This window comes from Paraburkholderia sp. GAS82 (assembly GCF_050436285.1).
Classification (GTDB): domain Bacteria; phylum Pseudomonadota; class Gammaproteobacteria; order Burkholderiales; family Burkholderiaceae; genus Paraburkholderia; species Paraburkholderia phenazinium_B.
The window spans coordinates 54,148-79,296 of record NZ_JBNDLX010000016.1 but is presented as its reverse complement, the minus strand read 5'-3'; the positions used below and the strand labels follow the sequence as shown (position 1 = coordinate 79,296).

Genomic DNA, 25,149 nt, shown 5'->3' with positions numbered 1-25,149 from the left:
TGGTTTATCGCAGCGCTTCAACCACGCTTGCCACCACCGGCGTCCAGTCCCCCAGCACTGCTTGCCTGAACAACCGCGCGCCCGGATACCACGGTGAGTCGCTGCGATTTTCCAGCCAGCGCCAGTCCGAGTTCGCTGGCAGCATTACCCACACCGGTTTGCCCAATGCGCCCGTCAGATGCGCGACGCCGGTATCGACTGCGATCACTTGATCCAGGTTCATGATCAGCGCGGCGGTTTCGGTGAAATCGCGCAGGTCAGCGGCGAAGTTGTGCGGCCGGAGTGTTTCCGGCGCATCGACGAGTTGCGCTTCAGCCGGTCCCTTCTGCAACGAGAACCAGGCGATGTCCTTCAGTTCACCGAGTGGCGCGAAATCTTCGAGGCGCATCGACCGATAGCGATCATTGCCGAAGGTTGGACTGCCAGCCCACACCAGCCCGATCTTGCGACGCGGGCCAGCCACCGCTTCTACGCGCTCACGCCACGCTTCGATCTTCGTCTGCTCAGCGAAAACATACGGCACGTCAGCGGGAATCGTCCCGATCTCGGTGCCAACGCACGATGGCACGCTCATCAGCGGCGCCCAGAAGTCGTAACGCCCGCCGGCTTTGCCGCTCCACGCGCGATGGACTCCCGGCACGCGCTCCGCAAGCGGCACTAGCGGTTCGCGCACGCAAACATCGACTGTGGCGCCAAGCTCTTCAAGCACGCGCGCGAAACGCAAAAACTGCAGTTGATCGCCGAAGCCCTGGTCGCCGACCAGCAGCACGCTACGGCCATCGAGCGCTTCACCGTGCCATTCCGGCACGCCGTCCACCGCAATCGCCGCGTAATCTTGCGGGCGCCAACGTTTCGCGAATTCCACCCAGCCTTGCTTGTAGTCGCCGCGCTTGAGCAGCAGCCATGCGAGATTCTGATGAGCGTCGACGTAGCCGGGATCGATTGCGAGCGCGTGGCGATAAAACACTTCCTCTTCGTCGAGACGTCCTTGCGCACCGAGCGATCCGCCGAGACACACCAGATTGGTCGGGTTCGGCTGCAGAGCAACCGCGTGGCGGTACTGCTGCTCAGCCTCGGCGTAGTTTCCCAGCTTGCCGGTCGCACTGCCCAGATTCACGTGCGCCTGCGCAAAGGCGGGCCGCAGTTCGATCGCACGTCGAAAGCGCGCAATAGCTGCCGCGCTGTTGCCCTTTGCGGTCAACGCGTTGCCGGCATTGAAATGAGCGTCGGCAGAATACGGATCGAGCGCGAGGGCCTGTTCGTAGCACGCGAGCGCTTCGTCATAGTGCTCGAGTTTGGCGAGCGCGGTGCCAAGATTCAGATGAGCGTCTACCAGCGACGGATTGAGCGCCACGGCCTCGCGATACTGACGCACCGCGGCTTCATGCTCGCCTTGCGCCTGCAGCGTAACGCCGAGGTTATTGCGTGCGTCGGCGAAGTCAGGCTGCAGTTGCAGCGCCTGCCAGTAGCATCGTTGTGCCTCGTCGTAGCGACCGAGCGCAGCGGCGATGAGACCGCGGTTGCTCCAGCACGCCGCATTAGCAGGTTCGATTTCGAGCGCATGATCCAGCAGTGCGGCCGCCGCTGCGTGATCGCGCCGCTGATGATGCAGGACGCCAAAGTAATGCAGCGCGCCGGCGTGAACCGGGTTGATTGTCAGCGCTTCCTGATACAAAGGTGCGGCCTGATCGAGATGACCCGCCTGATGGGCATCGAGCGCGGCGGCGAGCAGAGCGTCGATGTAGGTCGGTGCAGCCGCTTCGGGGCGCGCGTCACCCAGATGGAGATGCTGTTCCATGAGAACCTGCTTGAGAGCGCCGGCGCCCGCATGTTGCGTGCGCCGGCTGGTTGATGAGAGAACATCGACCAGCTTATGTCTCAAGCTCTTCCGGTTCGATCAGACGCATCCTAATTTGCCGCGACAGGGCGTCCCGGCAAGGGTTGGCGCGGCATCTTGCTGTCGCAAAATTGCCGCGCCAGGTCGCTTGCGGAGTCACCTCGCCTCGCTGCGGGCGCGGCGAGTCCTACAGAAACATCAGGTAGTTCAGCAACAGGATATTCACCACCAGCAGCGACAATGCCGTGGGCACCTGCACCTTGATCACCGCGTTCTTGTCCGGCAGTTCGAGCAACGCGACCGGCACCATGTTGAAGTTCGCGGCCATCGGCGTCATCAGTGTGCCGCAGTAGCCGGAGAACATGCCGATCGCAACCATTACCGCCGGATTGCCATGGAACACGCCGACCAGAATCGGCACACCCACTCCGCCGGTCATCACCGGGAAAGCGGCGAAGCCGTTGCCCATCACCATCGTGAACACCGCCATGCCGATGCAATACACGGCCACCGCGACGAAGCGGTAGTCGAGATTGATATAGGCCGTCGTCACATGCGCGACGGCCTTGCCGACGCCCGCGTCGGAGAACACGAGGCCGAGCATGCCCAGCATCTGCGGCAGGACCGCGGCCCACGAGAGCGCATCGACGAGGCGGCGTGCTTCCTTCATCGACTGGCCGACCGTATCGCGCGTCATCACGCATGCAACTGCAAGGGCAATCACGCAGCCAATACCGAAGCCGATCAGCGTGACGTTCTTCGGGTCGATCAGGGGCTTGCCGCCGAAGATCAGATAGCTCGCCGCCAGCGTGATCACGACGGTGACGACCGGAATCGTCAGCGCGGGAATGAACAGCTTGTTGCCGAGGCGCGCGGCACTGGCCTGACGGGCTTCGGGCGACAGCACCTTGGGCTTGGCCGCCGTCACGCCACCGAACCCGGCGACCAGCGCCATCACGATCACCAGCACGCCGACGATCGACGGCGGAATCAGGTCGCCAATCAGGAAGATCAGCGCGTACAGGATCCAGAAACCGCCGCTGCTAAAACGGCGCGGGTGTTCCTTGTCGGTGAGGATCATGCCGCCGACGATCAGCAGCACGATGCCGACCAGCCAGAACAGATAGTTGATGGTGAGTGTCATGCCTCGTCTCCCTTCGCAGACGGGGTTTGCGCAGCGGCGTTCGACGCTGCGTTGCGGCCCAGTTCACACTCGAGGCTGCGATCGAGCAGATACAGCCGGAAGCCGTGAATCAGGAATGCGCAGATGGCGGTGGGGATGCCCCATACGGCAACGTGCATCGGCGCGACTTCGATGCCGGCTTCGCGCAGGAAAGTGGTCATCAGCACGATCGCACCGAACGCAACAAAGACGTCCTCGCCGAAAAACAGTCCGACGTTGTCGGTGGCGGCCGCGAACGCACGCAGGCGGTAGCGCACTGCGTCGGTGAGCTTGCCGTAGCGGGTTTCGGCGGCGCCCTCGGTCATCGGCGCGATCAGCGGACGCACCATCTGCGGATGACCGCCGAGACCGGTCAGGCCGACGGCCGCCGTCAGTTCGCGCACCAGCAGATAGACGATCAGCAGGCGTCCGGCCGTGGCCGCGCGGATGCCCGCGATCCACGTTTGCGCCCGTTCGCGCAGACCGTGCCGTTCGAGCAGGCCGATCACCGCCAACGGCAGCAGCAGGATCACGGGGATATTGCGGGTCTTGATAAAGCCCGTGCCGATGGCGGCAAGGATTTTCTCGGGTGGAAAGTGCGCGGCCAGCGCGGTGACGATAGCGGCGGCGGCCACGATCAGCATCGGATTAAAGCGCAACACAAAACCGACAATGATCACGGCCACGCCAATAAGCGGCCATAAGTTGACTGCTGTCTGCATCAGGATCTCCAAACGGGGTTGCTAACCTTGCCGCTAATCGCGGCTAACGTGGGGAGGCGCGTGCTTATCCCCTGCGCCGTCTTGCTGTGCGCCGCTCTGGCTGGCGGCGTCACTGACTTGCTGCTGTCATTTACTGCTTTGGGTACTGCACCTGGCAAACGCCCCGCACGAGGCGGGGCGTTACGGACTCTTCAGTCGCTGTGGCTTCAGCCGCTCGGGCTCACGCGCGTACGGCGTTGGCCGCGTGAACCTCGATGCCGGCGCTTTCGAGCGCGCTGCGGATGCGACGCGCAAACGCCAGCGCATGCGGACCGTCGCCGTGCAGGCAGATGGTCTGTGCATTGAGCGGCACCCAGTGGCCATCCACGGCCTGCACGCGTTGCTCGCGCACCATCGTGAGGGTGCGTTCGAGCACTTCCTCTTCGTCATCGAGCAGCGCACCTGGCTCCTTGCGCGGAACGAGGGAGCCGTCGGCGCGATAGCCGCGGTCGGCGAACACTTCCTCAATGGCGACGAGGCCTGCTTCGCGGGCGGCCGTCACGAGGCCGCTATTGGCAAGCGCGAACACGGCCACGGACGGATCGAAATCGTGCACCGCCGAGACGATCGCATCGGCGATCTTCGGGTCGCGCGCGGCCTGGTTGTAGAGCGCGCCGTGCGGCTTGACGTGCGCGATGCGCCCACCTTCGGCCTGAGCAATCGCCGAGAGCGCGCCGAGCTGGTACAGCACGCCCGCGTAAATCTCGTTGGCGGGCAGGTCCATCTCCTTGCGGCCGAAGTTCTCCGGATCGTTGAAGCTCGGATGCGCGCCAATCGACACGCCTTTCGCGACGGCCCACCGAACGCAGTCATGCATCGCATTGGCACCGCCCGCGTGCCAACCGCACGCAATATTGGCCGAACTGACGAGGTCGAGCAGCGCCTCATCGGAGCCGCAGCCCTCGCCGAGATCGGCATTCAAATCGATTTCCATAATTTCCTCTACTTGGTCTCACGACACTGCCAGCGCCGGCTGGCGTGCGCAGCGTTCCTCATGCATCGCGATCGCGGCATCGATCTGCCGCAGATACGCCCGTTCTTCGAGTAAAGCGTGACGCGCCTCCTGAGGCGTCGTCGGGATGAAACGGATCGCGCTGTTCAGGCGCACCTGGGCGAGCTTCCACAGGTCGGCCTGGATGACCGCGCCGATCTTCGGATAACCGCCGGTGGTCTGCGCATCGCTCAGTAACACGATCGGCTGGCCGTTCGGCGGCACCTGGATCGTCCCCGGCATCACCGCATGCGACAGCAGATCGGTCTTGTGCGTGCGCTTGAGTTCGGTGCCCGAAAGCCGGTAGCCCATGCGATTGCTGTTGGGCGTCACGAGCCATTCGTCCGACCAGAACGCCTCGTGAGCGCTGGCGGGAAATTGATCGTACTCGGGTCCATGCAGCACGCGAATCGGTACTGCCCACGCCACCCCTGATGGATGCCGGCCGCGACGCAAAGGTTCATGGACCAGCACGAATTTGCACCAGCTGGGCGCCTTGACGCCGAATTCGGGGGCTTGCGGACTAAAGCTCGCGCCAGCGCGTGACGAGGGCACGCCGACCGGCAGCCGGTCGCCGTCGCGCAATGCGCGGCCACCGAGGCCGCCGAAATGACCGGCGAGGTCGGTGCTGCGCGAGCCAAGCATCGGCAGCACGTCGATTCCGCCAGCGATGCAGACGTAGCCGCGCATGCCGCGCCTGGCCGCTTGCAACGTCAATTCCTGACCGGCCTGGACCGGCAGGCTCCACCATGAATAGACGGGCTTGCCGTCGAGCGTAGCGCCGAACTCGGTACCGGTAATCGCGACCCGGGTGGCACGCGGAAAGCGTAGCACGGTCGGTCCAAAGGTGACCTCGAGGCCTGCAGCGTCGGGCCGGTTGCCGACGAGGCGGTTGCCCACTTCCAGCGAGAGCCGGTCGAGCGCGCCGCCCATGGCCACGCCGAGATGCCGGTAGCCATGCCGTCCGAGATCCTGAACCGTGGTCAGAAGACCCGCGCGAATCACGTCGATCATGCTGTGATCCCCGCCACGGTGAAGCGCACCCGGTCGCCCGGTTGCAGCAAGGTGGGCGGCGAGCGCGCCGGATCGAACAGGGGCACGGAGGTGCGGCCGATCAGTTGCCAGCCGCCAGGCGATGTAGCCGGATAGATGCCGGTCTGCTCGCCGCCAATTCCCACCGACCCCGCCGGCACCTCAACCCGCGGCGACGAGCGGCGCGGTGTGTGCAGCGCCTTCTCGAGACCGCCCATATAGGCGAAGCCGGGTTGGAAGCCGAGGAAAAACACCACGTATTCGCCGGCCGTATGACGTGCGACCACCTCTTTCGCCGACAGCCCTGTGTGATTCGCCACCGCCTGCAGGTCAGGGCCGAATTCGCCGCCGTACTGCACTGGAATCTCGACCTCGCGGCCGGCGGAAGGCGCCTCACCCGGGGCGTCCCAGGCCGCTTCCAGCAACCTGGTGAGTGCGGCGCGGTCTGCTTCCAGCGGATCGAACATGATGGTCAGGTTGTTCATGCCGGGCACGACCTCGAGCACATGCGGCCAGCCGCGTGCGGCCTCGGCCACCGCCCAGACGCGCTGCTGGCAATCGAGCGTCGCGGGAGCGTGGGCCTCGCAGACTAGCGCGGCGTCGCCGAACTGGAAGATTCGTGGTTGCGTCATTGCGGATTCATTCGGGTTGGAGCGGAAGCCTTGCAACATTGGAATCGGTAGGAGCAGCGAAAGCGCACCGCCCTATGACTGGATAACGGCACCAGGAACATCAACCATAACAACTAGGCTACATTATCAATAAGATATCGACAATTTATCAATAAGCGTTTGTGCCAGGCACCCATGATGAGGCGCTCGTCGTACACTTCGAGCACTTCCTTTCATGTATCGAGAGCACCCGTCATGTCGCGTCAACCGACCAAAATCGTCTCTTCGGAACACCTTGTGTCTGAAGCTAGCGCGGAGTTGTCCGAGCTGGAGTACGGGCTCATCATGGCGAGCAACGCGTTCAACCGCTGGATGGTGCGTTGCATGTCGGCGGCGGGAGAAAAGGATATGACCGCCATCGAGGTGTCGCTGCTGCATCACGTGAGCCATCGCGAGCGGCGCAAGAAACTCGCGGACATCTGCTTCGTGCTGAACATCGAAGACACCCATGTTGCCACCTACGCATTGAAGAAGCTGGTAGCTAGAGGGTATGTAAAAAGCGAAAAGACCGGCAAGGAAGTGTTCTTCTCCGCCACGGAATCCGGGCGTGCCCTCTGCATGAAGTACCGCGAGGTGCGCGAAAGCTGCCTGATCGCCACGCTCAGGGAGAGCGGTTTGACCAATGAGCAGATCGGCGAGGCTGCGCAATTGATGCGCAACGCCTCCGGCCTTTACGACACGGCGGCGCGGGCGGCGGCTTCGCTGTGAGGCTGGTTGGAATCGGCGGCCTTTAGCGATCTTTGACTGGCTTCAGGCGGTTTGCTAAATCTGACTTTTACTGAGCCGGGTTGGGTTGCTGCTGCGGATAGCAGGCCGCTTCGGTGATGATCAGGTCCAGCGCGATGTCGTGGGCTTCGTGCTGCAGCGCGTCCGTGCGGCAGGCTTCAAAGGCTATGCCGACCGTGACCGGCCGCGTCGCGCCGGGCCATGCCGCCAGCGTGCGATCGTAATAGCCGCCGCCATAGCCGAGCCGGTAGCCTTCGACGTCGAAGCCGACGCACGGCACGAACAGCAGATCGGGTGTGACGACCCGCTCGGTGACGGGCTCGGGGATCCGGTGATGGCCGACTTTCATCGGTGTGTCCGGCGCCCAGGCCCGGAACTGCAGCGCCTCGCCATGGTTCGTAATGACGGGCAGGCTCGCCTGACGATGCGCGTCGAGCGCGAGCCAGATGGCGATCGCCGCACGCGCGTCGAACTCGCCCGGCAGCGGCCAGTAAAAGCCGACACACGCGGGTTCATGGTGTTTCAATGTATCGAGCATGCGGCGGCTCAACGCCTCCTGGGCGGCAGGCTCGAGGGCCGCATCCAGCCGTGTTTTCAGCAACATTTTACGGAGCGCGTTTTTCGATTCCGGCAGGGGGTTGCGTGCTATGCTTTGGCTCAATTCGCGCTCCAGAAACAACGATGTCAAAACGCCTCTTTCGAGTATATCGCGCGGTCGGTCTTGCGCTGGCCGCGGCGGCACTCGTCGCGTGCAGCACTGCTTCCGCGGTCAAGCCTGTACCGGTATCGCAACTCTCCAACGACGACCAGATTTTCGTGCAGTTGCGCGAAGCGGCGCGCAATAACGATGTTGCGCGCGCAGCGCAACTGGCGGCGATGATTCCGGATTATCCGGCGCCAGGTTACGTGGAGTATTTCCAGCTTAAGCCGCGGCTGTTCGATTCGAGCGGGCATCCGAGTCTCACTGTGCCGGACGCCGAGGTGTTGTCGTTCCTGCAGAAGTACGACGGCCAGGCGATCGCCGACCGGCTGCGCAACGACTACCTGGTGGTGCTCGGTTCGCGCCACGACTGGAATAACTTCGACCAGCAATACGCGCGCTTCGTGCTGAACGACGACACGCAGGTCAAGTGCTACGCGCTCGAGTCGCGCGCGGCGCACGGTGAGAACGTCGCGGACGCGGCGCGCGCGCTGCTCGTCGACCCGAAGTGGTATGGCGACGGCTGCGTCGACCTGGTGACGGCGCTCGCCACGAACCAGCAGTTCAGCGCCGACGACGTCTGGCAGCAGATTCGTCTCGCTTACGAACAGAACTACCCCAACACCGGCAACAAGCTGGTCGATGCGCTCGGCAACCAGCGCCCCGATCCGGCGCTGTTCGATCAGGCGTCGAGCGCGCCGCCGCTATTGCTGGCGCGCGGCGTCGGGCCCGATCCGCAGTCGCATCAGCTGGCCTTGCTGGCCATCACGCGGATGGCGCGCAACGACCCGGCCATGGCCGCGGCCACCTTCGCGTCGGTGGCGCCGTCGCTGAGTTCGCCGGAGCGTGCGATCGGCTGGGGCACGATTGCCTATGAGGCGGCCGCCAAGCAGATGTCGACGGCGGTGGACTGGTACCGGCTGTCGGCGAATGCGCCGCTGCTGTCGAATCCGGCTTACGAGTGGCGCACCCGCAGCGCGCTGCTGGCGGGCGACTGGACGATGGTGCGCTGGTCGATCGAACAGATGCCGGCTGCGCTGCGCAGCCAGCCGTCGTGGGTGTACTGGCACGCTCGTGCGCTCAAGGAGGCGGGTCAGACAGACCAGGCCAACCAGGAATTCGCCACGATCTCGTCGGGCTATAACTTCTACGGGCAACTCGCGCTGGAAGAACTGGGCCAGAAGATCACGGTGCCGGCGAAGACCGCGGTGACCGACGCCGAAGTGCAGCAGGCGGCGAATACGCCGGGCCTGGCACTCGCGCAACGCTTCTATCAGCTCAATTTGCGCCTCGAAGGCAACCGGGAATGGAACTGGCCGCTGCGCACCATGTCCGATCGCCAACTGCTTGCCGTTGCGGAATACGCGCGCCGCATCGAGTTGTATGACCGCACTGTCAACACCGCGGATCGCACCAAGACCGAACACGATTTCTCGCTGCGCTACCTGTCGCCGTTCCGCGACATCGTCGAGCGCGATGCCCAGTCGAACGGTCTGGATGTCGAGTGGGCGTATGGTCTGATCCGTCAGGAATCGCGCTTCATCATGAATGCGCGCTCCGAAGTGGGCGCCAGCGGCCTGATGCAGCTGATGCCGGGCACCGCGCAACTGGTGGCGAAGAAGATCGGTCTGGGCCCGATTTCGCGTGAGCAGATGAACGATATCGACACGAACATCCTGCTCGGTACCAACTACCTTTCGATGATCTACAATCAGTTCGACGCATCCGCCGTGCTCGCTACCGCCGGCTACAACGCTGGGCCGGGCCGGCCAAAGGCGTGGCGGGAAGGGCTGTCGCATCCGGTCGAAGGAGCGGTCTTCGCGGAGACGATTCCGTTCACCGAGACGCGCGACTACGTCAAGAACGTGCTGTCCAATACGGTCTACTATGCGGCGTTGTTCGAAGGCCGTCCGCAATCGTTGAAGGCGCGTCTAGGTTATATCGCGCCGTAAGCGTCGTGCCGCCGCGCGTCCCGCGGCGGCGCCTCACTCCAGCCGTTGCCGCGGCTCCACCAGGGAGTCGGAAATGCGACATCAAGCCATTGCGATTATCGGTGGCTCCGGTTTTATCGGCAGCCATCTTGTCAACGCGCTCGTCGAGCTCGGCAAAGACGTGCGCATTGCCACCCGTCGTCGCTACAACGCCCGTCACCTCACTCTGTTGCCCATCGATGTGATCGAAGCCGACGTGTTCGATCCGGTGCAGCTTGCGCGCTTCCTGGAAGGCGCCGACGCGGTGATCAACCTGGTCGGCACATTGCATGGCGGGCGCGGCACACCGTACGGCCCCGAGTTCGCGAGGATGCACGTCGAGTTGCCGACCAGAATCGTGGCCGCCTGCGAAGGCAAGGGTGCGCACCGGCTGATCCATGTCAGTGCGCTAGGCGCGGACCCGAACGGGCCGAGTATGTACCTGCGCTCCAAGGGTGACGGGGAAAAGGCGGTGCATGCGTCGACGCTGGCAACGACGATTTTCCGGCCCTCTGTGGTATTCGGTCCGGAGGACAGGTTCCTCAATCAGTTCGCGTTCCTGCAACGCGTGTTCCCGGTGATTCCGCTGGCGTCGCCGGACGCGCAGTTCCAGCCGGTGTTTGTCGGCGACGTCGCGAAGGCGATTCTCAACGTGCTCGATCTCGATGCCGCCACCGGCCGCACTTATGAACTCGGTGGCCCGACCGTCTATACGCTGGAGCAACTGGTGCAGTATTGCGGCGATGTGATTGGCCGCCACGCGCGAATCATGCGGCTGCCGAGCGCGCTGGCGCGGCTGCAGGCTTTGAGCTTCGAAATGGCGCCGGGTGAGCCACTGATCTCGCGCGACAATCTCGATTCGATGAAAGTGCCGAGCGTGCTGAGCGGCCCGCTCGCGCCGGAGTTGGGGATCGAACCGGCTGCCATCGAGACGATTGCGCCCGTGTATCTGACGGACGCGTCCTTGCGCTCGCGCTTCAACACATTCCGCGCGAGCGCGGGGCGTTAAACGTTTCTTTTGTTCCTTTACCTGAAGCATGAAACTTCTGATCGGTGACAAGAACTATTCCTCGTGGTCGATGCGTCCGTGGGTGTTGCTGAAGCACTTCGGCATTCCATTCGACGAGGTGTGTATCGAGTTGTTTGAAGCCGGCGCGCGGGCGGCGATCCTCGAGCATTCGCCGTCGGGCAGAGTGCCTTGTCTGGTGGGCGACGATGGTCTGTCGGTGTGGGACTCGCTGGCGATTGCCGAGACGCTCGCCGAGCGCTTTCCGCAGCACGCGATGTGGCCGCGCGATGCGGCGCAGCGTGCCGAGGCGCGCAGCATCAGCGCCGAGATGCATTCGGGCTTTGGCGATCTGCGCTCGAACATGTGGATGAACATACGCGCGTCGTTTGCTGGCAAGGGCGCGACGCCGGGTGCACTGGCGGATATCGCGCGCGTCGACGCGATCTGGAGCAGTTGCATCGAGCGTCATGGCGGCCCGTTTCTGTTCGGCGAGTTCGGCATTGCGGACGCAATGTACACGCCGGTCGTGATGCGCTTTAACACGTGGCAGCCAGCGCTGTCCGACACAGCGGCGGCGTACGCGCGGCGCGTGACGCAACAGCCGGCGGTGCGCGCATGGATTGAAGACGCGCAGCGCGAGACCCACGTGATCCCTGTTTACGAAATACCCGAATGAATATCTACGCAGTAGGCGGTGCGATTCGCGACGAGTTGCTGGGCGTGCCGGTCCAGGACCGCGACTACGTGGTGGTGGGCGCGACGCCGGAGCAGATGGTGTCGCAGGGCTACCGTCCGGTCGGCAAGGACTTCCCGGTGTTCCTGCATCCGCAGACGCACGAGGAGTACGCGCTTGCGCGCACCGAACGCAAGACAGCGGCTGGCTACCACGGTTTCCAGTTTTTCTATGCGCCGGACGTGACGCTCGAAGAGGACCTGGCGCGACGCGATCTGACGATCAACGCGATGGCACGCGAAGTGCGCCCGGACGGCGTACTGACCGGACCAGTGATCGACCCGTTCAACGGTCAGGCGGATTTGCAGGCGCGCGTGTTTCGGCATGTGAGCGATGCGTTCCTGGAAGACCCTGTGCGGATCTTGCGGGTGGCGCGCTTTGCGGCGCGTTTCACCGATTTCACGGTGGCGCCGGAAACGATGACGCTGATGCGCAAGATGGTGGAGGCGGGTGAGGTGGACGCGCTGGTGGCCGAGCGGGTGTGGCAGGAAGTGTCACGCGGTCTGATGGAGAAGCGACCATCGCGGATGTTTGAGGTGTTGCGCGAATGCGGGGCACTCGCGCGGATATTGCCGGAGATCGAGGCGTTGTACGGCGTACCGCAGCGGGCGGATTACCACCCTGAGGTGGATACGGGGGTGCATGTGATGATGGTGGTGGATCATGCTGCGGCGCAGGGGTATGCGTTGGCGGTGCGGTTTGCTGCGTTGACGCATGATCTGGGGAAGGCGACGACGCCTGAGGATGTTTTGCCGCGGCATATTGGGCATGAAGGGCGGAGTGTGGATTTGCTCAAGCCGTTGTGCGAGCGGTTGCGGGTGCCGAATGAGTGTCGGGATCTGGCGCTTCTCGTTGCCCGGGAGCATGGGAATATTCATCGGGTCATGGAGACGGGTGCTGCTGGGGTTGTGCGGCTGCTCGAGCGGTGTGATGCGATTCGGAAACCTGGGCGGTTTGCTGAGGCTTTGCAGGCATGTGAGGCTGATGCCCGCGGGCGGCTTGGGTTTGAGGCGCGGGGTTATCCTCAGGCTGAGCGCCTCAGAGTCGCGCTTGTTGCTGCGCGCGGTGTTGATGCTGGGGCTATTGCCAAGGGGTTTGGGGATCGGCCGGAGCTTATTAAGGAGGCTGTGCAGAGGGAGAGGGTTCGGGTTGTCGCTGTTGCCTTTGAGGAGTAGGTTTTTTTGCCTGCGCGGCGCTTGTTCTTGTTCTCGAAAATTGCATAGTTATTCCAAATATATTGCAATGTCATTCCGCTGCTTGCAATAGCTGCCTCTGAAGGCTAGATAGGCATTCTAACTATACTGCGCCGCCTGTTGTCCTCTATGCGATATAGAGGTAGTCCGCACACGCAAACCACGCTTTCCCTTGCAGGCCGATCCGCGACGCACGTAGCGTAGAGTGGGTTGGACGATTGCTTTACCACCAGGTGTGGGGGCGCGAGGGCATGATGCGTGCGCAGACCGCTTCGGGATAGCTTAAGTGGTGAACACCTACAGGCTAGCGGTTGGAAGCCCTCGAAAACAGGGGGCCATTGCGCACCGCGATGTTTCCCGGGCTACAAGGTTCAAAGGGTCTTGCATTTTGCACCTCGTATTTTTTTGGAGGCTACCGTTGGCGTAGTTCCGAAGATGCAAACCGCCGGGTCCTTCCGGTGTCCGTTTCCCATGCGGACGCGAATAAGCGGAGCGGACGTGGCCAGGGGGGCGCGCAACGGTGTCCGTAATTCGCGCCTCGGACCGGAGAAGTCCGTCGAATCGCGCCTCGACTATCAACGACCAATTTTCAGAATTTTCTGCATTGAATTGGGATGGCATGCAGGGTAAAAACCTTCAGGAGCTAAATAATCTCCGTATCGCGGCCTCATAAGCTTTGCAGTCCTGCTGAATCAGGCCGCGCCTCTCAAACAACCGCAAGGAGGCGACGTCAATGACAGACCAGCAAGGCGCACTGCAAGCCCCACCGGGGCGACAGGCGTATCACCTCGACGCACCAGGCACGCGGCAGCGCTCCAGGTCGTGTCGTTTCACGCAACCGAGAAGATGAGGGCACCTACTGAGGTGCGTATCGTATTGACCCACCCGCTAAAGCTCGCGTGCTCCGAATACCTGAGCCGCGACGCGGTGTTTTCCATCGTGCCGGACGATGGGTCGCCCCGGAAATTCTCGGGTTTCATTGAGCGTTTCTCAACGATCCAGAACACGAAGGATTACGTTAAGTACGAGATCGTATTGAAGTCGCATTTCGGGCGGCTGGCGGCGGTGACCCGCCGAAACATCTTCCAGCAGGCGTCCACGCCCGACATTCTGCACGACCATGAGCTGAGGGAGCACCAGTTCCACTTCTGTCTGCGCCGCCCGTACCCGAAGCCCGCGTTCCGCATCCAGCACGGCATGAGCGACCAGAATTATGCCCACATGGCCGATCAATATCGTGGCAACGCGGATAACGGTGCGCTCGCCAATGGGGGTTTTCACTTCTACGAGGGGCAAAGCGGTACGAATGCCGGCGCGGTTGATCGTGCGCAACACCGCGCCGACTATGACGAACTGCTTGATACGGATGCCTGACCATGACCCAGCAACCACCGATTACCGTACCCATCGCGCTGTCGTGCACGCGGAGCGCGGTGATAACCCTGCCGTGGTTCGTGCAGAAGACGGAATATCGCCCAAAGGCTGCCAACTACACGCCGCTTGTAAACGGCCACGAGGCGTTCGGAGCACTCTATGACGCCATTGACAAGGCGACGCGTACCATTGATTACATCTGCTGGGGTTTCCAGCCGTCGATGTATTTCAAACGGGACGGTGGTAAATCGCTGCGTATTGGCGATCTGCTCATCAGGAAGGCCAAAGCGGGTGTCAAGGTTCGCATCCTGTGCTGGCTCGATTCCGCCTGGATCGCGCAGATCGGCGAACAGGAGGTGCCGGGGTGGACCGAGGGTGCGCGGTTCATGACACAGAACGAGGATGCATATCAGATCGCCTACGACCGGAACTGGTATCACAATGCCCGGTTGCCGGCAGGCGGCAAACCTTCGGGTGCAGCGCCTGCCGGATCGCAGATGTATACCGCACTCAGACAGGACCCGTACCAGATGTTCGGTTCGCAGTCCTTCAGGGATATCGGCATCGAACTGGTGACGCGTGACTTCTCGCTGCATGACCGCGTGGAGATCATGTATCGGGAAAAACTCATGCGGGGAAGCGGCGATGGCCCAACATCCGGGACTATTGGAGCATACGGTGCGGAACCCTCCCATCACCAGAAAATGGTGCTGATCGACTATGAAGCGCCGGAAGCGGCCGTGGGCTTCGTGATGGGACATAACACGCTGGACGCCTATTGGGACGATGACCGTCACAGCTACGCGAAGAAAGCACCGGGCCTGGGGCGCAATGGTGATACACCACGGCAGGACATGTCGGCCATCGTCGCGGGGCCGATTCTCGAACATCTGAACGACAATTTCTGCTGGGCGTGGCAACGTGATGCGAAGGAAGACCTGCTCGCAAAGCGTAGTGGATTTGCGGCGCAGTTAGAACCGCGCGACGGGATCGGTACGCGCGTCATGGCGCAGATCAGCCGCACGCAGTCGCAGGAGGGCGTGCGTAACATCAGGGCGCTTTACCTTCAGGCGGTCAATAACGCAACGAAATTCATCTATATCGAGAATCAGTATTTTCGCTGGCCGGCTCTTGCGGAAAAGATCAAGAGCGCGGTACAGGCACAGATCTGCGCAGGACGTGATCCGGCAAAGCCAGTTCATCTTTTTGTTGTGACCAACGCGAACAGGGATGGTATCGGGCAGGGGCCTGGAACGACCTATGACATGCTCAATAGTCTTGGCCGCGCGGACACCATTCCGGTCATCGCGAAGGAAGAGCGCAGTGACGCGCTCGGCTCCGCATTGCAGGATGTCCGGAAAGAGGTTACGGCGGCGAACACGCAGATGCGCAACGCGAGCAGCCCGAGGGAACGGGCCGACGCGCAACGCGCGATTGACACAGCGCAAGCCAGGCAGGCGAAGCTGCAACACGAGTACGACGACAACCTCAACACGGGTAAGGAGGTTCTGCCGGAGCCGATTCCGGGTCTCAAGGTTCACGTCTGTTCGCTGGTTGCGCCCGACTCGCCGCCTGGTAGTGCGTGGACGCCCGTTTACGTTCACAGCAAGATCATGATCGTTGATGACGTGTTTCTCACGCATGGTTCGGCCAACATCAACCGGCGCAGCATGGAAGTGGACAGCGAACTGAACATCTGTCACGAACGCATGGACGTGACGCAGCCGTTGCGCAGGCACCTGTGGACTATCCATACGGGAGGCGAGAGGAACGGTGCATCGGACGACTCGAAGCTCGCGGCTGCGGCGTGGGAGTACATCATCACGCGGAATGCCCGTAATCAAAAAAGCGGACTAGCTCCCATCGCGTCACTCATTGGATTCATGTGGACGGGCGCGAGCCGTTTGCGGCTGGACTGAACGATGAAGAGACGAAGCACATCAATTGCGATCTGCCTGGCGCTTGCGCTCAACGCCTGTTCGAACAAGGATAATCCGATGCCCACTCAAGCCGAATGGAGCGCCGTGCGCGCGAAACTGGCCTTTACCTGTGTCCACGAGGCGGACCACCTTCCGCCGCTCGATCCGCAGGCTGATACGCTGTTCAAATATGCCCTGTTCCTCGAAAAGAAACCCGGCCCGAAGGATTTCAACGCCGCTGCCCGCTACTACCGGATCGCCGCCGCGTATGGTCATTACAAGGCCAACCACAACCTGCAACTGCTGGTCTCCACCGGACAGGCATCGTCTCCCCATGCGGCCACAGAAACGGTTGATCTGGCCGAACAGTTGATCGCTGCGGGCATCCCGGGCGGCTATTACGACATGGGCCACTATCTCGAACTCGGTTACGGCGTGAAGCAGGACGAGAGGAAGGCGCGGATTTATTTCCGCAAGGCCGCGGACCTGGGAAGTCCGGAAGGGCAGTATTACGTGGGTGATTTACTTTCGGGCAAAGATCGCGCTCCGGAAATTTCTCGACAGATGATGGAGTGCGCAACTGACCAGGGATACGGAAAGGCAGCCAGTTATCTCGCTGTAGACCTGATGACAGATAAGCAATACTCACAGGCTGTCGAGGCGTTTCAAAAAGGTGTGGCTGCAGGTGATGCAGCATCTGCCTTCGCTTTGCAATATGGGCTCGATTCGGACCCGTCGGACAAACTCTATTACATTGGACTATCCAAGGATTCTGAACGCTCGCGTCGGTACGGTTTGATCTGGAATTTCCTTGATGCTCACCAAGGCCTGAATCCGAATGTTCCGGACATCGATCAGATCGTTCCGCTGCCGCCCGCAAAGCTACCGGAGTGGGATGGTACGTTCCAGTGGCAGAAGGAGCAGGACGCCGCCCAGCCACCGCAGAAGCCTGCCGAGTCGCTGGTTACAAAGCTGGCCCGTGAGAAAAACCTCGACCCTGCGACGGGCCTGCCTCTCACGCCGGCTACAAAGGACAACCGTTTGCCGCTTGGCGCCACGGCTCGCACCAACGAGTTCTGCCCGCAGGATGGCGTCTGGCGCGCGAAACAATGGGCGGGTTTCAGTCCGGACGCGACACAGCGTATCGGCAAGGGAGAAATCATGCCGCGCCTCACCATAACCCAGCCGCGTGCCATACCGGGACTCGACGCGTTGCTTGGGATGCGCCAGCACCATACCGATGTGACGTGGAGCCTGGTTGCCTACAGCGACGAGGCGTAGGACACCCGGTTCAACCAACGTCAACCGGTGCAGCATGGAGGTGAACAGCGAACCGAACATCTGTCATGAGCGCATGGATGTGACGCAGTCGCTACGCAGGCACCTGTGGGATATCCATATCAATAGCATTGAAGACGGCGCGTCGGACGACCCAAAGCGTGCGGCCGCAGCGTGGGAGTACGTCATCAGTCGGAACGCCGGAAAGCAGAACAGCGGTGAGACGCCGCTTGCGTCGCACGTCGGCTTAATGTGGACGGCCGCGAGCCATTTGCGGCTGGACTGAACGATTAAGAAACGAAGAACATCAATTGCGATCTGCCTGACGCTTGCGCTCTGCGTCTGTTCGAACAAGGATAATCCGATGCCCACTCAAGTCGAATGGAGCGCGGTGGGCGCGAAACCCGCCTTTCTCACGCACGGTCCAGGCCGTGCCAACGCATCGAATCAAGATGGGGTTGGGCCAACGAAATCGGCCGGGGATCCCCTAAGTTCAGAGCATTGCCCCGCACAAGGGCATCACTAATAGACCACTAACAAAGCAAGGAAAGGCCAACACCGCAGGAACACGGACCAGCGCCGCACAGGCAAATAAACCCCCCCCGGGGCACTACAAAACCTTAACAACCAAAGACAAAACCATAGTCAACAACAAAGTAGACATAAACGGAAACGGATACTCCTTCCCAAACATCCTGAGCGTCACATCCCCGGGCATCCGCCCAATCCCAATCTTCCTGAGCCACGGCCAGGAGCCCGACAAAATCGCCACGGCGATAAACATAGTCAACAACCACCGGATCATCGTGAGCCCCTAACGGAAATGCAATTCACCACGAACGCGGTCAAAGAGTATGCGTCCGATCCCCACTCGCAAACGCATCGAGCGTCTCCTCGATCCCCCGCGAAAACGCAATCACCTTGAACAACTCACCCATCTCCGCCTCGGACAACAACTTCTGCACCGCATTCGCCGCAGGCAAAAACCGCGTCGTGTCCGCTGGGTCAATCTCCCCCAATACCTCAGTAATCCCGGCATTCAGAAGAAACCGCGCCTGCGATGTGTACCCCAGCAAGTCAGCTCCCGTATCCACGCCCGCCTCGGCGATGCCCGTAAACTCTACGTGCGCCGTGATGTCCTGCAAACCCGGATACAAAAACGGATCGCCGTGCGCCCGGTGCCGGTAGTGGCACATCAACGTGCCCTGCGCACGCTGTGCATGGTAGTACTCGTGTCGCGGAAAACCATAGTCGATCAGCAACGCCGCGCCTCGCGTCAGCATCGTGCAGATCGTCCGCGTGAACGCTCGTGCCGCCTCGTGCGTCTCTGCGATGTAATCGTCGTCCACTTCGAGGCCCGTCAGAAACTCGAGATCCTGCTGTGCGCTCACCGGCCGGTCGGCGAAAGCGAACTCGTCGTTGCGTAACGTCACGCCGCGTTCGTGCCACACGCCATCCGTATGAACGAAGAGCCGTACCGGCATCGCGTCCAGCACTTCGTTGCCGATCACCACGCCCTCGAACTGCTCTGGTAACGCATCCAGCCAGCGGACCCGCGCTGCCAGCGCAGGCGCTTGCGCTTCGATCATTGAGCGTTGCCGTTCACGCAGTTCGCCGGATAGGTCCACGATCGAGTAGGTTTCGACGGCGGCGCCCAGTTCCTCCAGCGCGTTCAGCAGGCCGGCTGCCAGTTTGCCGGTCCCGGCGCCGAATTCCATCACGTGGCGTGTGCCGCTCGCCTCCAGCGCCTGGGCGACCGGTCGCGCCAGCGTCGCGGCGAACAACGGTGACAGTTCCGGGGCCGTCACGAAGTCGCTGCCATCCTCCGGACGGCGGCCGAATTTGATCGATCCGCCGCCGTAGTAGCCCAGGCCCGGCGCGTATAGCGCCTGCTCCATGTAGCGGTCGAACGGCAGCCATCCATCCGCCGCCGCGATCGCCGAGCGGATCTGCGCGGACAGCGCTTCGGACTGCGCAAGCGCGCTCGGGCCGGGAGCAGGTAAACTATCGGGTTGGTGAGCTATCGGATTCATCCCCGTATTGTAAATGACCGTCCCTTCCGACACTTCCGCCGTCCTCGGCCGTCCGTCCGCCGTTCCGCGTGTTGTCCTGATCACCGGCGCTGCCCGGCGGATCGGCCGCGAACTGGCGCTCGGCTTTGCTGGGCGGGGCTGGGACGTCGCCGTCCATTACGGGAAGTCGAAGCCGGAAGCCGACGAGGTGGTCGCCGAAATCGTCGCGCTCGGCCGCCGGGCGGTCGCGCTGCAGGCGGATCTGGTTGTCGAGGCGGAAGTCGCCCGGCTCGTGCCCGACTGTATGGCGGCGTTGGGGCGGCCAGTGTGTATCGTCAACAATGCGTCCCAGTTCGACGAAGATACCGCCCAAAGCATAGGCTACGAACAACTGCTCAGCCATATGGCCGCGAATGTCGGTGCGCCGCTCGTGCTGGCGCGTATGCTGTATGAGGCCACGCCCGAAGCCGCCCGTAGCGACGAGGCGCAGCGCGCGGTCGTCATCAATGTGCTGGACCAGAAGCTGTACAACATGAATCCTGATTACCTGTCCTACACGCTGTCCAAGGCGGCGTTGCAGACAGCTACCGTCGCGCTCGCCCAGGCGCTGGCGCCGAAACTGCGTGTGGTGGGTCTCGCGCCCGGGCTGACGCTGCAGTCCGGCGATCAGACGCCGGAAGGTTTTGCCGAAGCTCATCGCGTCACCCCGCTCGGCCGTGCGTCGCGGCCGGAGGATATCGTTGCCGCCGCGCTGTATCTGGCCGAGGCGGCGGGTGTGACCGGGACGACGCTGGTTGTCGACGGCGGTCAGCACCTCGTGCCGTCCCCGCGTGACGTGATGTTTTTGACGGGCGCCTGAATGCGCACGACCTCTACACTTTAATTGAGGGCCGTGGTGCGTTGAAGCGCCCCCTTGCGTGCCCCGCACGCTTTTTTTGACTGGAACGACCATGTTTGCCGCTCTTTCGCATCCCCGGCTAGCCGATTGCCGCCGGCTTTTTCTGCGCAACTACGAAGTGCACATCAATATCGGCGTGCATGACTTCGAAAAGCGCGGCGAGCAACGCGTCGTGATCAACGTCGAACTGTACGTGCCGCTCGCGCTGTCGACCCCCGTCGAGGACAAACTGCGCGAAGTCGTCGACTACGACTTCATGCGCGCTACCATCGCACGCCGCGTCGAACGCGGTCACATTCACCTGCAGGAAACGCTTTGCGACGACCTGCTGACCGCGCTGCTCGCTCATCCGCAGGTGCGCGCGGCCCGCGTGTCCACCGAAAAGCCGGACGTGTATCCGGACTGCGATGCCGTCGGCATCGAAGTCTTCCGCATCAAAGAGGATTGAGTCATGAACGCTCCTGAGATCCTGAGCGCCGAAACGACGCGCGAGGCAGCGCCGGCTGAAATGACGGGCGCCGCGGCGACTGCCGAACGGTCCGCCAAGCCTGCGCTTACGCGCCGCGAGCAGAAAGAGGCGTACGAGAACAACAAGCTGTTCAAGCGGCTTGCGCGCCTCGTCGGTCAGGCGATCGGCGATTTCAACATGATCGAGGAAGGCGACAAGGTGATGGTCTGCCTGTCGGGCGGCAAAGACAGCTACGCCATGCTCGACGTGCTGATGCGCCTGCGCGAGCGCGCGCCGATCCACTTCGACATCGTCGCGGTGAATCTCGACCAGAAGCAGCCGGGCTTCCCGGAACACGTGCTGCCCGAGTATCTGAAGCAGCTGGACATCCCGTTCCATATCGAGAATCAGGACACCTACAGCATCGTCAAGCGGCTAGTGCCGGAAGGCAAGACCACCTGCTCGCTGTGTTCGCGGCTGCGTCGCGGCATCCTGTACCGCGTGGCCGGTGAGCTGGGCGCCACCAAGATCGCGCTTGGCCACCATCGTGACGACATCCTGCAGACGCTGCTGCTGAACCTGTTCTACGGCGGCAAGTTGAAGGGCATGCCGCCGAAGCTGCAGTCGGATGACGGCAAGAACATCGTGATCCGGCCGCTCGCCTACGTGAAGGAAACCGATCTGGAGAAATACGCGGAGTTGCGCGAATTTCCGATCATTCCGTGCAACCTGTGCGGCAGCCAGCCGAACCTGAAGCGCGCGGAAATGAAGGCGCTGATCCGCGATTGGGACAAGCGCTTCCCGGGCCGCGTCGAGAATATGTTCAATGCATTGTCGAATATCGTGCCGTCGCATCTGATGGATCACAAGCTGTTCCCGTTCGCCGGCCTGCGCGCGACGGGCGAAGCCGATCCGCACGGCGATATCGCCTTCGATGAAGAGCCGTGCTCGACCGATTCCATCGAGGGCGCGACGCTCAACGGATCGAAGCCGATTTCGATCGTGCGGTTCGACGATCTGTGAAGCAGTACGCATTGTTTTGAAGTTGCTCTAAACGCCCCGGAAGCCCCGTGCTTCCGGGATTGCGAACCTCCGTAGTAAATCCGCCCGCGAGCGTCTCTGTCATGGGCCGCATGCTAGAATCATCGGCTCCAAACTCGTCCCCTCGCCGACGCCATGAACATCGTGATTTTGGCGGCAGGCACCGGTAAGCGCATGCGTTCCGCGCTGCCCAAGGTGCTGCATCCCCTGGCCGGCCGGCCACTTCTGTCTCACGTTATCGACACCGCTCGTACGCTCGAGCCCAGCCGCCTCGTCGTGGTGATCGGCCATGGCGGTGAAGCCGTGCGCGCTGCGGTAGCCGCGCCCGATGTGCTGTTCGCCGTCCAGGAACAGCAGCTCGGCACAGGCCACGCCGTGAAGCAGGCTTTGCCGTTACTCGATCCCGGCGTGCCGACGCTGGTGCTGTACGGTGACGTGCCGCTCACGCGGGCGAGCACGCTCAAGCGCCTCGTCGACAGTGCCGCCGAGGGCTGCTACGGCGTCCTCACGGTGATGCTCGACGATCCCACGGGGTACGGTCGCATCGTGCGCGACCAGACCGGCTGCGTGGTGCGGATCGTCGAGCAGAAGGATGCGACGCCGGAACAGCTGCGTATCGCCGAAATCAATACGGGCATTGTCGTGACGCCGACCGCGCAGCTCGGCATGTGGCTCGCCGCGCTGAAGAACGACAACGCGCAGGGCGAGTACTACCTCACCGATGTGGTCGAGCGCGCAACCGAAGCCGGTTTTGAGGTTGTCACGGCCCAGCCCGATGAAGAGTGGGAGACGCTTGGCGTCAACAGCAAGCAACAGTTGGCCGAGCTGGAGCGGATTCACCAGCAAAACGTCGCGGAAGCCCTGCTGGTAGCCGGCGTGACCCTGGCCGACCCGGCGCGTATCGACGTGCGCGGCACGCTCGAATGCGGGCGCGATGTGTCGATCGACGTGAACTGCGTGTTCGAAGGGCATGTGACGCTCGCAGACAACGTGACGATCGGGCCCAACTGCGTGATTCGCGATGCCACGATTGGTGCGGGTAGCCACGTGGAAGCGTTCACGCATATCGAAGGCGCCGAAATCGGTGCGAACGTGGGGCTTGGACCGTATGCCCGGCTACGGCCAGGGGCGACGCTGCGGGACGAATCGCATGTGGGCAACTTCGTCGAAGTGAAGAATGCCGTGCTGGGCCATGGCTCGAAGGCGGGGCATCTCACCTATATCGGCGATGCGGATGTCGGCGCGCGGGTGAACATCGGCGCGGGCACCATCACCTGCAATTACGACGGTGCGAACAAGCACCGCACGGTCATCGAGGACGATGTGTTTGTCGGCTCGGATACGCAGTTTGTCGCGCCGGTACGCGTCGGCCGCGGCGTGACGATTGCCGCGGGCACGACGATCTGGAAAGACGTCGGGGACAATGTGCTGGTGCTGAACGACAAGACCCAGACGAGCAAGACGGGTTTCGTACGCCCGACCAAAAAGAAAAGCTGAAGCTCACCCGGCGTGCGTGCAGTGCACGCCTTGAAACCGAACCCCTGCAAAGGACTCAGAATCTATGTGCGGCATTGTCGGCGCGGTTGCGCAACGTAATATCGTCCCCGTCCTGATCGAAGGATTGCGTCGTCTCGAATATCGCGGCTACGACTCGTGCGGCGTCGCCGTGCTGGCCAACGGTGAACCGCTGCGCGCGCGTAGCGTCGCCCGGGTGGCGGATCTCGACGATCAGGTGCGCGAGACTCACCTTGAAGGGATCACGGGGATCGCGCATACACGCTGGGCCACGCACGGCGCGCCGGTCACGGACAACGCTCATCCGATCTTCTCGCGAAACGCGCTCGCGCTGGTTCACAACGGCATTATCGAGAACTATGAAGCACTGCGTGAAATGCTGCGCGGCAAGGGCTACGAGTTCGTCTCGCAGACCGATACGGAAGTGATCGCGCATCTGGTGCATAGCCTGTATCAGGGCGATCTGTTCGCTGCGGTGCGTTCCGCGGTGAAGCAGTTGCATGGCGCGTATGCGATTGCCGTGCTGCATAAGGATCAACCGCATACGGTGGTGGGTGCGCGTCAGGGTTCGCCGCTGGTCGTTGGATTGGGCGATGGTGAGAACTTCCTCGCTTCGGATGCGCTGGCGCTTGCTGGCAGCACTGAGCGCTTTATCTTCCTCGAGGAAGGCGACGTGTGCGAGCTGGCGCTCGAACAGGTGCGAATTGCCGACCGCGATGGCGACATTGTCCAGCGCGAAGTGCGTCAGGTGGCGGCGTATGGTGGCGCGGTCGAGCTTGGCCCGTATCGGCACTTCATGCAGAAGGAAATCTTCGAGCAGCCGCGCGCGATTACTGACACGATTCCGCAAGCCGAGACCTTCGATGCAGCGCTGTTTGGTGACGGTGCGCAGAAGGTGTTTGAGGGTATCGACAGCCTGCTGATTCTGGCGTGCGGCACGAGCTATTACTCGGGACTGACGGCGAAGTACTGGCTGGAATCGGTGGCGAAGATTCCGACCCAGGTAGAGATTGCGAGCGAGTATCGCTATCGCGAGTCGGTGCCGAATCCCAAGGCGCTGGTGGTGGTGATCTCGCAGTCGGGCGAAACGGCGGATACGCTCGCGGCGTTGAAGCATGCGCAGTCACTTGGGCATCAGCATACGCTGGCGGTGTGCAACGTCGGCACGAGTGCGATGGTACGGCAGACGGAGTTTTCGTTCCTCACGCATGCAGGACGCGAGATTGGTGTGGCGTCGACCAAGGCTTTTACTACGCAACTCGTGGCGTTGTTTGTGCTGGCGGTTACGCTGGGCAAGCTGCGCGGGCATGTGAATGCGTCGCAGGAAGCGGATTACATCAGGCAGCTACGTCACTTGCCGGCGGCGCTCAATAGCGTGCTGGCGCTTGAGCCGCAGATCATCGCCTGGTCGGAGGAGTTTTCACGCAAGGAAAATGCGCTGTTCCTCGGGCGTGGGCTGCACTATCCGATCGCGCTTGAGGGTGCGCTGAAGCTCAAGGAGATTTCATATATTCACGCTGAGGCTTATCCGGCAGGTGAGTTGAAGCATGGGCCGCTGGCGCTGGTGACCGAGGCAATGCCGGTGGTGACGGTGGCGCCGAACGACGCGCTGCTTGAAAAGCTAAAGTCGAATATTCAGGAAGTGCGGGCGCGCGGTGGTCAGCTTTATGTGTTCGCGGATGCGGATACGCGGATCGTCAATGACGAAGGTCTGCATGTGATTCGGATGCCTGAGCATTATGGGTTGCTGTCGCCGATTCTTCATGTTGTGCCGCTGCAGTTGCTGGCGTATCACACGGCGTGTGCGAGAGGGACGGATGTGGACAAGCCGCGGAATCTGGCTAAGTCGGTGACGGTGGAGTGAGGGCGGGGGGCGCGA

General features: G+C 62.2%; 23 protein-coding genes. 14 read left to right on the top strand and 9 right to left on the bottom strand.

The window, feature by feature from the left end; translation table 11 throughout:
- Window positions 1–4: 4 nt before the first annotated feature.
- The 6 genes from P3T17_RS35445 to pxpB form a co-directional block, all read right to left on the bottom strand.
- Window positions 5–1,798, bottom strand: a complete 1,794-nt coding sequence (locus P3T17_RS35445; RefSeq protein ID WP_429411597.1) for a tetratricopeptide repeat protein — start codon at window positions 1,796–1,798, stop codon at window positions 5–7.
- A gap of 226 nt (window positions 1,799–2,024) precedes the next feature.
- Window positions 2,025–2,981, bottom strand: a complete 957-nt coding sequence (locus tag P3T17_RS35440) for a DUF979 domain-containing protein (protein WP_429287784.1) — start codon at window positions 2,979–2,981, stop codon at window positions 2,025–2,027.
- Window positions 2,978–3,721 carry a DUF969 domain-containing protein gene (locus P3T17_RS35435; protein ID WP_429411595.1) on the bottom strand — a complete coding sequence of 248 codons (744 nt, stop codon included), beginning with the start codon at window positions 3,719–3,721 and terminating at the stop codon, window positions 2,978–2,980. Before P3T17_RS35435 ends, P3T17_RS35440 begins: the two co-directional genes overlap by 4 nt.
- 220 nt (window positions 3,722–3,941) lie before the next feature.
- Window positions 3,942–4,694 (bottom strand): 5-oxoprolinase subunit PxpA, encoded by a 753-nt coding sequence (pxpA, locus tag P3T17_RS35430; RefSeq protein WP_074262811.1) that lies wholly within the window; start codon window positions 4,692–4,694, stop codon window positions 3,942–3,944.
- An 18-nt stretch (window positions 4,695–4,712) separates the two neighbouring features.
- Window positions 4,713–5,765, bottom strand: a complete 1,053-nt coding sequence (locus P3T17_RS35425) for a biotin-dependent carboxyltransferase family protein (protein WP_429287785.1) — start codon at window positions 5,763–5,765, stop codon at window positions 4,713–4,715.
- Window positions 5,762–6,415 carry a 5-oxoprolinase subunit PxpB gene (pxpB, locus tag P3T17_RS35420; protein WP_074262809.1) on the bottom strand — a complete coding sequence of 218 codons (654 nt, stop codon included), beginning with the start codon at window positions 6,413–6,415 and terminating at the stop codon, window positions 5,762–5,764. The genes P3T17_RS35425 and pxpB overlap by 4 nt, the downstream gene beginning before the upstream one ends.
- A 234-nt stretch (window positions 6,416–6,649) precedes the next feature.
- On the opposite strand from pxpB, the gene P3T17_RS35415 reads away from it, so the two are divergent.
- Window positions 6,650–7,162 (top strand): winged helix DNA-binding protein, encoded by a 513-nt coding sequence (locus P3T17_RS35415; RefSeq protein ID WP_074262808.1) that lies wholly within the window; start codon window positions 6,650–6,652, stop codon window positions 7,160–7,162.
- Window positions 7,163–7,229: 67 nt separating this feature from the next.
- On the opposite strand, the gene P3T17_RS35410 is transcribed toward P3T17_RS35415, so the two are convergent.
- The gene (locus P3T17_RS35410; RefSeq protein WP_429411593.1) at window positions 7,230–7,784 is read right to left on the bottom strand and encodes a 5-formyltetrahydrofolate cyclo-ligase; all 555 of its coding nucleotides are present in this window, start codon (window positions 7,782–7,784) and stop codon (window positions 7,230–7,232) included.
- Between the two features lie 77 nt (window positions 7,785–7,861).
- Here P3T17_RS35410 and P3T17_RS35405 point away from each other — a divergent pair, with 77 nt between their 5' ends.
- The 8 genes from P3T17_RS35405 (at window position 7,862) to P3T17_RS35370 (ending at window position 17,642) form a co-directional block, all read left to right on the top strand.
- On the top strand, window positions 7,862–9,832 hold the full coding sequence (locus P3T17_RS35405; RefSeq protein WP_429411591.1) for a transglycosylase SLT domain-containing protein: 1,971 nt from the start codon (window positions 7,862–7,864) through the stop codon (window positions 9,830–9,832).
- 73 nt (window positions 9,833–9,905) lie between these two features.
- Complete coding sequence (locus P3T17_RS35400) at window positions 9,906–10,859, top strand: complex I NDUFA9 subunit family protein (RefSeq protein WP_074262806.1); 954 nt, start codon at window positions 9,906–9,908, stop codon at window positions 10,857–10,859.
- A 28-nt stretch (window positions 10,860–10,887) separates the two neighbouring features.
- On the top strand, window positions 10,888–11,535 hold the full coding sequence (locus tag P3T17_RS35395) for a glutathione S-transferase family protein (protein ID WP_429411588.1): 648 nt from the start codon (window positions 10,888–10,890) through the stop codon (window positions 11,533–11,535).
- Window positions 11,532–12,767, top strand: a complete 1,236-nt coding sequence (locus tag P3T17_RS35390) for a multifunctional CCA addition/repair protein (protein ID WP_429411586.1) — start codon at window positions 11,532–11,534, stop codon at window positions 12,765–12,767. Before P3T17_RS35395 ends, P3T17_RS35390 begins: the two co-directional genes overlap by 4 nt.
- Before the next feature lie 864 nt (window positions 12,768–13,631).
- The gene (locus P3T17_RS35385; protein ID WP_429411584.1) at window positions 13,632–14,159 is read left to right on the top strand and encodes a contractile injection system protein, VgrG/Pvc8 family; all 528 of its coding nucleotides are present in this window, start codon (window positions 13,632–13,634) and stop codon (window positions 14,157–14,159) included.
- Window positions 14,160–14,161: 2 nt separating this feature from the next.
- Complete coding sequence (locus tag P3T17_RS35380) at window positions 14,162–16,078, top strand: phospholipase D-like domain-containing protein (protein ID WP_429411582.1); 1,917 nt, start codon at window positions 14,162–14,164, stop codon at window positions 16,076–16,078.
- A gap of 78 nt (window positions 16,079–16,156) precedes the next feature.
- Entirely contained in the window at window positions 16,157–17,359 is a 1,203-nt protein-coding gene (locus P3T17_RS35375; protein WP_429411579.1) for an SEL1-like repeat protein, read from the top strand.
- Between the two features lie 34 nt (window positions 17,360–17,393).
- The gene (locus P3T17_RS35370; RefSeq protein WP_429411576.1) at window positions 17,394–17,642 is read left to right on the top strand and encodes a phospholipase; all 249 of its coding nucleotides are present in this window, start codon (window positions 17,394–17,396) and stop codon (window positions 17,640–17,642) included.
- A 324-nt stretch (window positions 17,643–17,966) separates the two neighbouring features.
- Here the strand turns inward: P3T17_RS35370 and P3T17_RS35365 are convergent, their stop codons facing one another.
- Together P3T17_RS35365 and P3T17_RS35360 are read right to left on the bottom strand one after the other, a co-directional pair.
- Window positions 17,967–18,161, bottom strand: coding sequence for a DUF2905 domain-containing protein (locus P3T17_RS35365; RefSeq protein ID WP_074262803.1), 195 nt, complete (start codon window positions 18,159–18,161; stop codon window positions 17,967–17,969).
- A gap of 40 nt (window positions 18,162–18,201) precedes the next feature.
- Window positions 18,202–19,389, bottom strand: a complete 1,188-nt coding sequence (locus P3T17_RS35360) for a class I SAM-dependent methyltransferase (protein ID WP_074262802.1) — start codon at window positions 19,387–19,389, stop codon at window positions 18,202–18,204.
- A gap of 13 nt (window positions 19,390–19,402) precedes the next feature.
- Here P3T17_RS35360 and P3T17_RS35355 point away from each other — a divergent pair, with 13 nt between their 5' ends.
- The 5 genes from P3T17_RS35355 (at window position 19,403) to glmS (ending at window position 25,134) form a co-directional block, all read left to right on the top strand.
- Entirely contained in the window at window positions 19,403–20,227 is an 825-nt protein-coding gene (locus tag P3T17_RS35355; RefSeq protein ID WP_429411574.1) for an SDR family oxidoreductase, read from the top strand.
- 91 nt (window positions 20,228–20,318) lie between these two features.
- Window positions 20,319–20,714: a dihydroneopterin aldolase gene (locus P3T17_RS35350; protein WP_074262800.1), complete on the top strand. Its 396-nt coding sequence runs from the start codon at window positions 20,319–20,321 to the stop codon at window positions 20,712–20,714.
- A gap of 3 nt (window positions 20,715–20,717) precedes the next feature.
- Window positions 20,718–21,737 carry a tRNA 2-thiocytidine(32) synthetase TtcA gene (ttcA, locus tag P3T17_RS35345; protein ID WP_429411572.1) on the top strand — a complete coding sequence of 340 codons (1,020 nt, stop codon included), beginning with the start codon at window positions 20,718–20,720 and terminating at the stop codon, window positions 21,735–21,737.
- Between the two features lie 153 nt (window positions 21,738–21,890).
- Window positions 21,891–23,252 carry a bifunctional UDP-N-acetylglucosamine diphosphorylase/glucosamine-1-phosphate N-acetyltransferase GlmU gene (gene glmU / locus P3T17_RS35340; RefSeq protein ID WP_429411570.1) on the top strand — a complete coding sequence of 454 codons (1,362 nt, stop codon included), beginning with the start codon at window positions 21,891–21,893 and terminating at the stop codon, window positions 23,250–23,252.
- A gap of 64 nt (window positions 23,253–23,316) precedes the next feature.
- Complete coding sequence (gene glmS, locus P3T17_RS35335; protein ID WP_429411568.1) at window positions 23,317–25,134, top strand: glutamine--fructose-6-phosphate transaminase (isomerizing); 1,818 nt, start codon at window positions 23,317–23,319, stop codon at window positions 25,132–25,134.
- The last annotated feature ends 15 nt before the right edge of the window (window positions 25,135–25,149 follow it).